Annotated in this window: 9 protein-coding genes; 6 read left to right on the plus strand and 3 right to left on the minus strand. The window is 64.4% G+C overall.

Going from position 1 to position 14,385, the window contains the following annotated elements:
• The 3 genes from A5652_RS02380 to A5652_RS02385 all read right to left on the minus strand — a co-directional run.
• On the minus strand, positions 1-6,837 hold a 6,837-nt coding region (locus A5652_RS02380), incomplete at its 3' end, for a non-ribosomal peptide synthetase (RefSeq protein WP_156745113.1).
• A gap of 892 nt (positions 6,838-7,729) precedes the next feature.
• Complete coding sequence (locus tag A5652_RS26335; RefSeq protein ID WP_082983742.1) at positions 7,730-8,122, minus strand: hypothetical protein; 393 nt, start codon at positions 8,120-8,122, stop codon at positions 7,730-7,732.
• A 114-nt stretch (positions 8,123-8,236) separates the two neighbouring features.
• Entirely contained in the window at positions 8,237-8,491 is a 255-nt protein-coding gene (locus A5652_RS02385) for a hypothetical protein (RefSeq protein ID WP_232001067.1), read from the minus strand.
• Between the two features lie 190 nt (positions 8,492-8,681).
• Here A5652_RS02385 and A5652_RS02390 point away from each other — a divergent pair, with 190 nt between their 5' ends.
• From A5652_RS02390 to A5652_RS02410, 6 genes are all read left to right on the plus strand, one after another.
• On the plus strand, positions 8,682-10,238 hold the full coding sequence (locus A5652_RS02390) for a succinic semialdehyde dehydrogenase (RefSeq protein ID WP_067346258.1): 1,557 nt from the start codon (positions 8,682-8,684) through the stop codon (positions 10,236-10,238).
• A gap of 97 nt (positions 10,239-10,335) precedes the next feature.
• Positions 10,336-10,914 (plus strand): cyclic nucleotide-binding domain-containing protein, encoded by a 579-nt coding sequence (locus tag A5652_RS02395; RefSeq protein WP_067346260.1) that lies wholly within the window; start codon positions 10,336-10,338, stop codon positions 10,912-10,914.
• 75 nt (positions 10,915-10,989) lie between these two features.
• On the plus strand, positions 10,990-11,424 hold the full coding sequence (locus tag A5652_RS02400; RefSeq protein ID WP_067346262.1) for a DUF4383 domain-containing protein: 435 nt from the start codon (positions 10,990-10,992) through the stop codon (positions 11,422-11,424).
• A 171-nt stretch (positions 11,425-11,595) separates the two neighbouring features.
• A complete protein-coding gene (locus A5652_RS28895) occupies positions 11,596-11,730 on the plus strand; it encodes a hypothetical protein (protein ID WP_255361797.1) in 135 nt (44 codons plus the stop codon).
• 96 nt (positions 11,731-11,826) lie between these two features.
• Positions 11,827-12,582, plus strand: a complete 756-nt coding sequence (locus A5652_RS02405; protein WP_067346264.1) for a DUF2510 domain-containing protein — start codon at positions 11,827-11,829, stop codon at positions 12,580-12,582.
• A 294-nt stretch (positions 12,583-12,876) separates the two neighbouring features.
• Positions 12,877-13,719 carry a class I SAM-dependent methyltransferase gene (locus A5652_RS02410; protein ID WP_067346267.1) on the plus strand — a complete coding sequence of 281 codons (843 nt, stop codon included), beginning with the start codon at positions 12,877-12,879 and terminating at the stop codon, positions 13,717-13,719.
• Positions 13,720-14,385 lie beyond the last annotated feature (666 nt).

Below are 14,385 nucleotides of genomic sequence, written 5' to 3' on the forward strand. Positions count from 1 at the left end.
CGGATTGAGGAAGGCGTTGAGCACCAGCGCGCGCACCCCCGGGATCGGGGCGCCGATGGTGACCGGCTGCCCCGCCGACAGAGGCGCACATGTGACCCAGATGGTGGTCTCGCTTGGACCGTAGCCATTGAACATTCGCCGGCCCGGCGCCCACGCGGACACCACTTCCGGCGGGCAGGCCTCACCGACGGCGACCAGCGTGCCCAACTCGCCCAGCCGGTCGCGATCCAGCGACCACAACACCGTTGGAGTCAAGATCGCCGCGCTGACCCGGTGGTCGTGCAGCAGTGCGGTCAACGCATCGCCGGCATACACCTGCGGCGGCGCGACCACCAACGTCGCCCTCGACGCCACGGCCAGTAACAACTCGCCCACCGACGCATCGAAGGTCGGCGTGGCCACCATCAGCACGCGTGCGCCTGCGTCTAATCCGAACAGATTGCGTTGCGCCGCAGCCCAACCCAGCAGACCGGCGTGGCTCACCGCGACGCCCTTGGGGGTTCCGGTAGACCCAGAGGTGAAGATCACGAAGGCGGTGTCGTCTGTCGCGAGCGCCGCCGGCCGATCCGCGTCGGTGATCGGATCCGCGCTACGCCCGGACAGGTCAAGGGTGTCGACGCGCAGCACCGGGCGCGTCCCAACCCCGGCTACGGTGTCGCCGCCACAGGTCAACACGCATACCGCCGATACCGTGTCCAGCAACGTGGTGATCCGCTCGACCGGGTGGGCCCGATCCACCGGCACATAGACGCCACCGGCCTTGACAACTGCCCACCAGGCCACCACCACTTCAAGGCAGCGCCCCATGGCCACGCCCACCGCGCGCTCCGGACCCACGCCGGATTCGATCAACACCCGCGCCAGTCGCGTCGATCGCTGGTCGAGCTCGCGATACGAGATGGCCCGGGCGCCGTCCAGTGCCGCCACCGCATCTGGGTCGGCGCTCACCGCCGCGGCCAACAACTCCGGAGCTATCCCGACCGGTGCCGTCACCTGGGCACCGGACCACCGAGACAACACCAGCTCCCGCTCGCTGCGATCGAGCAGATCCACCGTCGACAGCGCCCGCGTGGGGTCGGCGGTCATGGCCACCAATACCCGCTGCAGCCGCTCGATGAGCGCCTCGATCCTGGCCGCGTCGAAGACGTCGGTGTCGTACTCGACGCGCAGTTCTATTTCGCGGCCCGGAAGGGCTTCCATCGTCAAGGGGTAGTGGTTGTATTCGAGGTTGGTGAACTCCGTGATGGCCAACGCGTCCGCATCGGCGTCCGACGGCACGACGGTGTCGATCGGGTAGTTCTCGTACACGAAGAGCGTGTCGAAAAGCTGTTCATGGCCCGTGACTCGATGGATGTCAATCAGCGCCAGGTGCTGGTGATCGAGTAGATCGTTGTGGGTGCTTTGCAGCTGAGCCAGTAGGTCTGCGGTGGTGGTCGTCGCCGTGATCCGTACCCGCACCGGCACCGTATTGATCAGCAGCCCGACCATCGACTCCGCGCCGGGAACTTCGGACTGGCCCGCCCGAGAGCGCGGGGTCCCGAAGGCGACGTCGTGATGACCGGTGAGCGAGGTGAGCAGCAGCGCCCAGGCGCCCTGCAGCACGGTGCTGACGGTGGCGTGGCAGGAGCGCGCCAGCTCGTTGAGCGCCTGTGTGGTCGGTTCGGGCACGCGAGATGAGGCGAAGCCCCGCCGCCCTCGTCCCAATCGGTCTTGGGGGCCGACGAGCGTGGGGGTGTCGAAGCCTGCCAACGCATCCCGCCAGGCCGCGCGGGCCGCGTCAAGGTCGCGATCGGCCAGCCAGATGAGGAATGTGCGATAGGAGACCGTTGCGGGCAACGGCTGGTCGTAGTAGCTGGCGAATATCTCCCGCAGCAGGATCGGTAGCGACCAGCCATCCACCAGGATGTGGTGAAAGGTCAGCACAAATCGGTGCCGGCGCTCGGCGGTACGAATCACGGCGGCGCGAAAGACGGGCCCACCGGCGAGGTCGCGGACCGCGTCGCGCTCGGTGGCGGATATGTCTTGGATCAAGTCATCCGCGACGACGTCGCCGCCGGCGGCATGGAGATCGATAAACCGCCACTGGGCCGCGGGATCGGCCGGGATGATTTGCACCGGCTCGTCGAACTGCGTGCGAAATCGCGCCACCAAGTGGGGATGCCGGTTGACCACGACGTGCACCGCGTCGCGCAGCCGGTCGGGGTCAAGGGCGCCGCTGAGGGTGAAATCGAGCTGCAGCGCATACATCCCATCGTCGCTGCCTTGCGCCGTGGTGGCGTGAAAGAGCAGCCCCTGTTGCAAGGGGGTCAGCGGCAGCACGTCAGCAATCCGCTCTTGCCGGCACAGCTCGTCGATCTGATGCTGGCTGAGGCGGGCAGGTGCGATGTCGGACGGCGTCAGCCCGCCCCCGCCGGCCCGCACGTGCGCGCAGATACCGGCCAGAGCCTCAAACCACAACTGGCTCAACCGGTTAACCGCCGCGCGATCAAGGGCCGACGGCGCCCACGTCCAGTCGGCGTGCAGATACGGGCCGGTGTCCGCGTCGACGGTGCCGGCATTGAGTTCCACGGTGTGCGCCAGGGGCATGGGCGTCGCCCCGGCCGCACCGGTGAGCGACCAGCCTTCCTGGCCGAACCGCCAACCGTCACCGGACCGGTCGCCCGCCGGGGCGCCGAAACGGCCCAGATAGTTGAAGCCGATCGCCGGATCCGACCCGCCCAGCTCGACGTCGGGGTTCAGGTACCGGAGCAGGCCGTAGGTCAGCCCCTGCGGCAGGGCGCGCAACTGTTCTTTTGCATCCTTGACTACCGCCCCCAACGCCGCCTCACCGGCGCTCACCTGACTCCAGCGCAAACTGCCGACGCCCAACGACACGGGGTATTTGGTGGTGAACCAGCCCACCGTGCGCGACAAGTCCACGTCCGCGGCGAGCTCCTCGTGACGCCCATGGCCCTCGACGTCGATTCCTATCGGCGCGCCGGCGGAGCCCAGAAACTCCGCCGCCGCCAACCCGAACGCGATCAACAGAATCTCGTGCACCCCGGCATGAAACGCCGCGGGCACTTCGCCAAGCAGCATCCGGGTCGTCTCGACATCGAGGTCCACCGAGAGGCGCCCGGCCGTGGCATAGGTATCCAGTCCGGGTTGCACCGCGGGCAGCGCGCCCGGGATCGCTGCCGACTTCCGCCACGTCTCGGCCAATCCGGTGATCTCGGGGCTTCGCGCTTTTTCGGCCAGGAGCGACGCCCAACTGACAAAGGACGTGCCGGTCACCGGCAGGTCTACGGGCTGCCCTGCGCGACGCTGAGCCCAAGCGATGTTGAGGTCCTCCAGCAAGATCCGCCACGAAACCCCGTCGACGGCCAAATGATGGATGATCACCACCAATTGGCCAGTGGAGCCCACCCATAGCGCACTCAGCATCACCCCAGCCGCCGGATTCAACTGCGACCGTGCACTTATCAGCGCTTCGTCGGAGAGCACGTGCGCCGACGACAGGCACGCGCCTGCATCCGTCGAGCCCGCTTCGGGCACATGTAACGACCATCCCCCGGAGCCATCGTCGTCAACCCGGAGGCGCAACATGGGATGCCGATCCAGCAGGGCCTGCAACAGCACGACCACGTCCGCCTCGGTCGCCCCGGCGGGCGCCAGCACCACCACCGTCTGGTTGAACTCCTCGACCGGGGCGTCGATGTCCTCCAGCCAGCGCATGATCGGGGTGGCTACCAGCGGTCCGACGCCCTCGTCGATCGGGCCGGCCTCCCCGTCGGCCACCCCGGCCACCAGGGCGAGCCGGGCCACGCTCTGCTCCACGAAAATGTCACGCGGGCGGCACAGCAGGCCGGCGGCGCGGGCTCGGGCCACCACCTGCATCGACAAAATGCTGTCCCCACCCAGCTCGAAGAACGAGTCGTCGACGCCGACTCGCTCGAGTCCCAGTACCTCGGCGTAGATATCGGCCAGGATCTCCTCGACGGCGTTGCCGGGCGCGCGGTAATGGTCGACATCCTGATACGCCGGTGCCGGAAGGGCGCGGGTGTCGAGCTTGCCGTTGGGCGTCAACGGCATTGCGTCCAGTGCCACCACCGCCGCGGGGACCATGTGGCCAGGGAGCCGCTGGGTTAGGGCGGCGCGGATCTCGGTCGGGTCGACAGGGCCGGTGACATAACCCACCAAGCGTTTGTCGCCGGGGCGGTCCTCGCGCGCGAGCACCACGGCCTGCTGCACTCCGTCCACCACGGCCAGCGCCGCTTGAACCTCGGCCAGCTCGATGCGGTATCCGCGGATCTTGACCTGCTCATCAGCACGCCCCACATACCGCAGCTGCCCATCGGGACCCCACGACACCAAATCGCCGGTGCGATACATCCGCGCCCCCGGCTTGCCGAACGGACACGCCACAAACCGTGATCCGGTCAAACCGGCCCGCCGCACGTATCCGTACGCCACGCCTCGACCGGCCACATACAACTCGCCGACCACCCCGGCGGGCACCGGACGCAGCCACCCATCCAGCACGAACAGTGCCGCGCCCGACACCGCCGAACCGATCGGCGGTGTCCCCGATCCCGCCGCCAGCGGTGCACTCATCGCCGCATACACCGTGGTCTCGGTCGGACCGTAGGCGTTGACCATCACCCGTCCCGGCGCCCACCGATCCACCACCTCGGCCGGGCACGGCTCACCGCCCACCAGCAACGCGGTCGACTCCAAGCCAACAGGTGCGAGCATGCCTACCGCCGACGGCGTCTGAGTCAACACACTGACGTGTTCACCGACCAGCAGGGCATGAAAGTCCTCCGGCGAGCCCGCCACGTCTTCGGGGACCACCACCAACCGCCCCCCATGCAGCAGGGCGCCCCAGATCTCCCACACCGAAAAGTCGAACGCGTACGAATGACACTGTGTCCACACCTGTTTCGACGGCAGGCCCGCGCTCAGCGAGTCGAGCAGTTGAGCCACATTGTGGTGGGTGATGGCCACCCCTTTGGGCATACCGGTGGTACCCGAGGTGTAAATGATGTGGGCAACGTCGTCCGGCGCCGGCGCCGGCAAGCCCGTAGACGGGTGATTGAACATATTCGGGTCGTTGACATCGATGACCCTGAGGCCTTGCCCCTCCAGCCGCTCGGCCAGCCCGGCGGTGGTCACCGCCGCAACCGGCTGCGCGTCGCCAAGCATGAACTCCAACCGCGCCGCCGGCACCGCCGGATCGATGGGCAGATAGGCGGCTCCGGTCTTGAGCACCGCCAGAATCGCCACGATCGCCTCAGCCGACCGTGGCAATAACAGCGCCACACACGCGCCCGAAGTGACCCCATCCCCGGCCAACAAATGCGCCATCCTGTTGGCGGCCTCATCCAACTGCCGATAAGTCCAGGAACGCTCACCACATACCAGCGCCACCGCCTCCGGATTGTGCGTCACCTGCGCGCCGAACAACTCCGGAACCGAGACCGCCGCCGAAGTTGGCTCGGTTAACAGCGCGGCGTTGCCCCACCGATTCAGGGAGGGCTCCTCGGCGACAGCTAACACATCCAGCGAGACAAGCCGCCGGGTGGGCAACTCCGCCATTGCCGCCACGATTCGCTGCAACCGGTTTGCCAAGTCGGAAACATCAAAATCCGAGAATGGGTGACCGGCGCCGAGTGTGCTGAGCAGATGCTGGTCACCGAATCCGAGGAAGAAGAATCCGAAATTACCTACCGGCCCAAAAGTGGTGTACTCCGCTGTTCCAGGAGTTTCGGCGAAGCTCAGGTTGAGCCTGCCCAGGATGTGGTTGACGACCACACGATTCGCCGCTTGACGCGGATCACGAGAGTTACCCTCACCGTCCAGAACCTGCACCGGAAAACGCTGATGCAGCAATGTTTCTCGTATCCGGGAATCAACATGCCTACAGAAATCAGCGACCGAGAATTGCGGCGACGGCTTCAAGACGAGCGGTACAACTCCAGCCACCATTCCCGGCAGCAGCTTTGACTCAGGGCGCACGCGTCTGCTGACGGGGAAGTCGAGCACCACCTCTTCGGAACCGCTGGCGCAGAACCCGTGCACCAAGAGGGCACACGCCGCGGTCAGGACCGACGAGCGACGAATGCCCAACGCTTTGGACAATCCTTTGATTTGCCCAGCCACTGCCGGATCCAGTTGTGCAGGCGCGGAAGGCAAATAGGAATCGCGCTCGGAAGCCGCTTGGGGCAACCGGTAATCGGGATCGCTTGCCGACGGTAGGTTCTCCGCCCAATATGCTTGATCATCAAGATAGTCTGGGGACTCTTCGTATTGCAGCTCGTCGCCGACCATTTCCTGCAACGTTCCGAAGAAGGCGGGAGAAACGGTCGCACCAGATGCCAGTGCGGAATACACGGCCGCAATCCGGCGGCCTAATAGCGAAATTCCTAACCCGTCAATGACTATGTGGTGAAAGCATCCAAACCAGTAATATTCCTCGATTCCGGTTTGAAATAGCGCGAATTTGAAGAGCGGCCCGGTGAGCGGCAGCGGTGTTTGTTGGATCGACGATGCCTTCGCGCGGGCTTCCTGCACGGGATCCTGCGCGCCACTTAGGTTGTCATAGGCCAGCTCGACGTCTGGGTAGTCGATCGCCTTTTGGAAGACTTCGCCGTCTATCTGGAAGAAAGTCGCCCGAAGTGTTTCGGCTTCGCCCACCACCTGCCGAATCGCGCGCTCCAGAAGAGCACGGTCTAAGGCCCCCTCGATCCGCACCAGCACGCCCAGCTGCCACTCCGCGTCGAAGTGACTGGTTTGCTGCGCGAGCCATATGGCCAATTGGCCCCGCGTCAGCGGAAAGACACGGTCGGCAACGCCCATGAAACTCTCCAAGGGTTAGGTGCTGCGCACGTGTCAAATATCCGGCGCTGCTTCAATTTTCGCGTATTCGCTTACCGTTACTACTACCACACCGCAACACCAACCGAAATCTATCGGCGCTCGGCCTGCGGCTGTATGCAGGACCATTTGCGGCTGCCAGGACGGCGGTGTGAAAATCTTCATACGGCGCACGCCGCACAAAGTCGCCCATTGCGCCGCGAAAAAATCATCGCAACGCAGCATGAATACCTGCGAGTCGTTTCAGATCCCCCGACCTGCTTGACTTCTCGTGTAACCCGCCTGGCTCTACTACCCGCACCCGGTGCCGAAGCGGTGCTTCGCGTTTGCGACTCGAACCACAATCGCAGCGCCAGTTCGGGTCCGACGAGTTACCCCCAAAATACACGGCCCGGGCTGGTGGCCGCGTCAGCAAACCGCAATTACGCACGCGTGCAACTGAATTAACGGTTGCGTAATCGACGTCCGGTCTGGCATGCCGACGCCCGGCACAGCTGTTGTTGGTGGTGGCCGGGCCGCCTCCTGGCGGGCAGTAGCCGGCAGGGCTAGCCGATACTTTTCGCCACGGTCAATCAAGGAGTGCAAACTTCAATTCATTGCCTCAGCTACGGGCTGATCGAGGGGCGTGCGTCGACATTGCCGCTCAAGCAGTCGGCTCGTCCGATGAGCGGAGTCCTGCAATACCCTCACGGCACGGGCGACCGCTGAATCTGAACGGCGGACGAACTTACCCGCGGGGGGCGACGACAGGGCCTCCGTTGCGTGTTCGCCGCGCTCCGGTCACCAACCGTTTCGGCCGAATCCACTGTGCTTTAACGTGATTAGGGGTCCACCACCGAGCTGGTCCGCCCATCATGACGGTCTTGGGCGGCTGTCACTGTTTCTGCCAGGTCTGGCAGCTATGCGTCACGAATGCCCTATCACCCGGCTGGATCGTCACTACCTGTAAACCGGTGCTAATGCCGCTATCGATGATGTCGGTTGGCTTGAGACTCCTCAGCCTCGCCCAATAGCAATCGGATTCACCTTCCACGCTGGTGCCGCCCGAACGGTACGTGCCCGGTGCGATGTCGGTACCTACTCGGTACGTTCCATCGGTTTCAATAATGGTCTTGGGGGTGAATGGTGGCGGTGGCAACGTCACCGTGACGGTTTGGGTGACGTCCCGCGTGGACGTCACCGTCAGAGCTGTTGTCGGGGTCGAGCCGCCGCCGCAACCTGCGACGAATATCGCCGCCTGAGCGATCGCAGCTGTCCTGAACCGCATTGAAGGAGGGTAGCAGGGCGGTCCTCCAGATCTTGCGCGCCAGATCGACTGGCAATCCGCTCAATCGGCCGCGAGAAATCGCATTGCGCGGCAATTCATTCGGGGCACGAACCTTTAGGGCGCCGGGCGCGGCGGGTCGGGGATGTCATAGCGCTGCATCCGCACACTATGCGGATGCCCGCTCTGCATCGCCGTCTCGAGCGACAACGCGAGCTTCGTCGTCCCGTCGGCAAGCGGATCCTTGGGGTTGTCCGGGAAGGCGTCGAACAGATATTGCCCGGAAAGCTCGCCGTGCTCGCGCAGGGTGACGCGCTCGTAGTCTCTGCTTGCCGCCGGATCCGGAGATCGCGATCTAAAAGCAGGCAACACACGCCCGATGCCCCCATGTCTCGGGCGATCACTTCGAACCGATCGTGGTCGCGCACTCCATATGCCAGTACCCATCTGTCGAATCGCCTGACCCGCAGGTGAGGGCATCATTCGCGTCCACCCGCAGGCCCGGCTGTGCAGAGCAATAGTCTGGTGTTTTAGTCACCCATGCTTTGCGAGAGGTAATGACATGCCCGCACCGTCAGCCGAGGTCTTCGATCGCCTGCGTCACTTGGCCGCGATCAAAGACGCCACCGCACGCCAGACCAAGACGATCGACGAGGTTTTCACCGGCAAGCCGCTGACCACGATCCCGATCGGCACGGCGGAAGACGTCGAAGCCGCATTCGCTGAGGCGCGGGCCGCCCAGGTCGCCTGGGCGAACCGCCCGGTCACCGAGCGCATCGACGTCATCACCCGCTACCGGGACCTGGTCTTCGAAAACCGCGAATTCTTGATGGATCTGCTGCAAGCCGAGGCCGGCAAGGCCCGATGGGCGGCACAGGAGGAACTCGTCGACCTGATAGCGAACGCAAACTATTACGTGCGCGTGTCCGCGGACCTGCTGAAGCCTCGCACGGTGCAGGCGCTGCTTCCCGGGATCGGCAAGACGACGGTGGGTTACCAGCCCAAGGGTGTGGTTGGGGTGATTTCGCCGTGGAACTACCCCATGACGCTGACGGCGTCCGATTCCGTACCGGCCCTTCTCGCGGGTAACGCGGTGGTGCTCAAGCCGGACAGCCAAACACCGTATTGCGCGCTCGCGTGTGCCGAGCTCTTGTATAAGGCCGGCCTGCCGCGAGCGCTCTATGCGATCGTCCCCGGGCCGGGCTCGGTGGTCGGCACCGCGATCATCGACAACTGCGACTACCTGATGTTCACCGGCTCGACGGCCACGGGCAGGCAACTCGCGGAACACGCGGGCCGTCGGCTGATCGGCTTCTCGGCCGAACTCGGGGGCAAGAACGCGATGATCGTCACGCGCGGGGCCAACCTCGACAAGGCCGCCAAGGCGGCCACCCGTGCATGCTTCTCGAACGCCGGCCAATTGTGCATCTCGATTGAGCGGATTTATGTCGAGAAGGACATCGCCGATGATTTCATCGGCAAGTTCGGCGCCCAGGTGCGGAACATGAAGCTGGGCACCACATATGACTTCGCGGTCGACATGGGCAGCCTGATCTCCGCGGGCCAGCTGGAAACCGTGACTGATCACGTGGACGATGCGAAAGCCAAGGGCGCCAAGGTGATTGCGGGCGCCAAGGCACGACCCGACATCGGGCCGTTGTTCTACGAGCCCACGGTCCTGACCGATGTCACGCCCGAGATGGAGTGCGCGGCCAACGAGACCTTCGGCCCGGTCGTCTCGATCTATCCCGTCGCGGACGTGGATGAAGCCGTCGAGAGGGCCAACGACACGGAGTACGGGCTCAACGCCAGTGTGTGGGCCGGTTCCTCCGCAGAGGGCCAGCAGATCGCAGCGAGGTTGCGGTCGGGGACGGTGAATGTCAACGAGGGCTATGCATTCGCATGGGGCAGCCTCAGCGCGCCGATGGGCGGGATGGGCCAGTCCGGCGTCGGCCGCCGGCACGGTCCCGAGGGTCTGTTGAAGTACACCGAATCTCAGACGATCGCGACCGCGCGGGTGTTGAATCTCGATCCGCCCCTTGGCATCCCGGGGACACTCTGGCAGAAGTCGCTCCTGCCCATCGTGCGCACGGTGATGAGACTTCCCGGTCGGAACTGACGCAGCCGGTCTCCGCGTTCGCAATACCGCATCGGGTTCTGTCGGTGCGCGTTACGCTCTTCGATGTCAGCGGCACATCGCACGTCAGGAGCCCGCTATGAAGGCAGACGCGAAGCGATATGAGGAAGACGCTCGTCGGCTACGCCAGTACGCCACATTCGATAAGTTCTCGGATGCTGAATTACAGCGTCTCGCCGGAGCTGCTCATCGCACCACGACGTCGGCCCCGTTGCCGCTGATTCATGAGCAAACTCCGTCCGACTCCTGCTACATCCTGCTCAGCGGGGAGGTGGGCGTGTATGTCGGCTCGGACCGCGTCGCCGCGCTGGGGCCGGGCGAGCTGATCGGCGAATCGGCGCTGCACCGTGGGAGATTGCGCTCTGCCACCGTAACGACGATGGGGCCGGCCGAGTTATTGCGCATAGAACGCGACGACCTCGACACGTTGCTCAATCAAATACCGGCACTTCGCGAAATCATCGATGCGTCTGTTGCGCGGCACGTGCCTGTAGACCTGCCGCCCAAGCCCAAACCACCGTTCTCGAGGTTGGGCGCCGCAGTCCGCACCGACCTGGTGGAGCGGTTCGAGCAGGCCGCCGACAGCGCCGGTGTGGAGGTCGCGACGGCGCTCGAAGATGCGCTTACCCGTTGGATCGAACGGGACGGCACAGCGTAGCCATCGCCTTCGTTGCCAGAATCTACTACGAGACGTAGTATTTAGGCCATCTTGCCGCGCACAAGGGGGTGCAATGTGAGGTGGAGTTTCGCCCAGATCGGGCTGCTGCTCATCTGTGTTGTCCACGTCGTTCAGGCCGTGGTGGGCTTCATCATCAATCCCAGCTTCGCTACCGGGCCAAATGCGCCTACCGTGCAGCTGCTCGGAATGGACTACAACGGCTGGCACGCCGTCGCCGGCTTGGCCTTGTTTGCGCCGGGCCTGCTGTTCGCGATGCGAAAGTCGTGGGCCGTGCTGTACCTGCTGCTCGCCGCCATAGCCGGTGCGCTGCCGGGCATCTGGGCCTTCTTCTCCCATCAGGTGGCCTTCGTTTTCAACTTTCCCAACAACGTCACCGATGCGATCGTGCACTTGGTGACCGCGGCGATCATGATCGCAGTGGCAGGCGTCCAGATCCGATTGGACGGTGGGCTTCGAAACTCACTTGGCGATCTCCGGAAAGCGCCGTAATTCAGGGGATAGGCGGCTGACTCGAGTCGGCGGTGGATTAGGTCGTCGTGCCTGCCACCGCCATCCGCGTCGAGACCTTAGGGTTGGCCGTGCGGCTTTCGCAGTCCCCTCTGCATCGCAGGTCTTCAGATTGTGCCGTTGCGGGTAGTCCTTTCGTCGAAGGAGGTTGCGATGGGCAAGCATTCGGAGAAGGACGACGACGAGCCCAAGGGCGGACGTCCCGGTCCGGCGGATCACGGGCGCGAAGGCGGAATGGCGACTCGTGAGAACGCGCCGGAACTCACCGAGCCGGACCGCGAGGACTGAAAGGCCGACAGCATGATGGCTTACGAAACGCGGCCCGTTTCGTGCGGCCATCGAGGCGGGTAGCCGCAATGTCTCCGTCACGACGAAAATGGATAGATGCCATCTGAACAGGCGCCGCCCCCGCCCAAATCGGTGCCGGGCTGGTACCCCGATCCCGCAGGGGTAGGCCACGGGCTGCAACGGTACTTCGACGGCACCAGCTGGACCAGCGAATACGCGTTCACCACCGAAGCGTCGAACACATTTGCGCCCGAAGCGCCGAGTACGTTCAGCGCCGAACCGCCGAAAGCGTTCACCGCCGCACCGCCGACCAAGGGATCCTCCGGAAAGGCCGCCGTTGCCCTGGCGGCGCTGTGCGCCCTCGTTCTCCTCGTCTTCATCGGCAAAAGCTGGATTTTCGACCCGAAGAAGGACAACTTGTCGAGTCCATCGAGCAGTTCGGTCGCCGAGGGTGCGCCGGCACCGACGGAGGAGACGCCGTCACCACCACCCGGTCCCAAGAAGCCCGATGGCGTCACCTTCACCATTGCCTCGGGCCCGAACGGCGGCGTGGTCGACGCCCGATTCGCCATTCGCGACAACTACACCGAGCAGCTGATCAAAGACGGTGCGCGGTTGGACACCATCGATATCCTCAAGTACGCAAAAGCGACCTATCCTGACGCGGCCGCTGTGAACGTGCAGGGCACCTTCCCGATGACCGACCCGTACGGCAACACCTCGACTCAGGTGGCCATCGACCTCACGTATTCGCGAGAGACGTTGAACAAGATCAACTTCGATGGCGTGACCAAGAAAAGCATCTGGGAGATTCGCGATTCCGGCACTGTTCTTCCGGCCTTCCAGCCGTAGGCCGACCTGCGTCGCGTTGACCGCGAACGCGCCGCCTGGACGGGTGCAAGCGGCCCAGCCGGATCACGCCATATTGTCATAGCGGTGAGCCACGTCCCGACGAGGCGCGGAACATCACAGCTGGGTCCGGACAGCACCCTCATCCCGAGATACCCTCTCCCCCAGCGGCTTCGAGTAGAGGATGGCCGGCGTTGGTGCGCGGGCTTCGTTTCGCTTCACGCGTCCCACGGCTCACAGTAGGCTGCAGTCACGCGAGGGACTCGCGGTTGGAGGTCACCGAGTTTGGGGGCAAGTATGTCTGAGACGAACTCGGCCGAGGAAGCGCTGCGTCATTGGAGCGCGGTTGCAGCGGCCTGGGACAAGTATCGAGACCGCCTGTTCTCCGACGTGCGATCGGTGTCCGAGTGGCTTGTCGACCAAGTCGATCCGCAGCCGGGCCAAACGGTATTGGACCTGGCGGCGGGCCCAGGCGAGACGGGGTTCCTCGCCGCCGCGCGGGTCGGCGGGTCCGGTCTGCTCATCTCGAGTGATTTCGCGCCCGAGATGGTGGCCGCTGCCCGCCGCGGCGCGAGCGATCGCGGTCTCGATAACGTCGAGTGCCGCGTCATCGACGCGCAGCAGATCGACCTGCCTGACGCCAGCGTTGACGGGGTGCTTTGCCGGTTCGGGCTGATGCTCGTGCCCGAGCAGGAACGGGCCGTCGCGGAGGTCCGGCGGGTGCTTCGGCAGGGCGGCCGGTTGACTTACGCGACGTGGGGTCCGCCGGACCGCAACCCGTGGATCTTCCAGATCGTGGTGGCGCTGTTGCAGAACGGCATCTCGCCGCCTGGGGACGCCTTCGCTCCCGGGGGTCTCTTCTCGCTTTCCGCACCGGAGCGCAATCACGCTCTTGCATCCGGCGCCGGCTTCTCGGATGTCACCGTCGAAGAGATCACCGGCGTCATGCGCTTCGACAGCGTGAACGATTACTGGACGCATGTGACCGAGGTGGCCGGGCCCATCGCGGAACTCGTCGGCTCACTGGGAAGTGAACAGCTGGGCGCGATTCGCGCGACGCTAGAGCCGTCGCTGGCGCCTTACGAACGCGAGGGTGCGCTCGAATTGCCTTGGACGGCAGTCGCGACGAGGGCGGCCTAATTGCTTGCGCCAGGCCGCAAGATGTGATGTCAGTTGTGCCGTCGGGGAACCCGGTTCATCCGACTAAGCGGGCACGTGTGTCCGTTCACTGGTTGAGGGATTTCGCGTGCTGGCTAATTGGGGAATTTAGCTCAACATACGGTTAATGAACCATCCGCTGGCGCTATGCCGCTGGTTCCTCATTGGACTTCACACGACCGCTTCCCGCGACGCCCGCGCCCACTTCGATAGCGCGTCCGAAATCGCGACGAGTTGACGCGCGGCCGCCATGCACATTGTCCAGTTGGGCTGAGACATTCAATTTAACGAATGCCGAAAACATGCTTCCGCTGCGCCGGTGACGGTTATAGCATCCAATTAGACAGATTTATAACACCAACGAGAAAGGTACGCCGATGACGAGCACCAAGAGAACGCTGAAAGTAGTCGCAGTGGCCGCGACACTGGTCGCAATCTTGGGTGGGTCGACGGGGTGCACCCTGACTTGCACCGTTCCGGCAGCCGGGCAGGTGGTTTGTTCCTGAAAATCGCTCCTGATTTCCTACTTATGTAGAAGCGGAAGTTGACCGGCCTCGCGCGGATTACGGGACCGCGCGTTGCCGGGTCATACTAGCGCAGTTGCCGGTTCATCAGGGCTTATGGTGGTCATTAGGCCTCGCCTTGCGT

The sequence above is a fragment of the Mycobacterium sp. 1165178.9 genome (genome assembly GCF_001673555.1).
Classification (GTDB): Bacteria; Actinomycetota; Actinomycetes; order Mycobacteriales; family Mycobacteriaceae; genus Mycobacterium.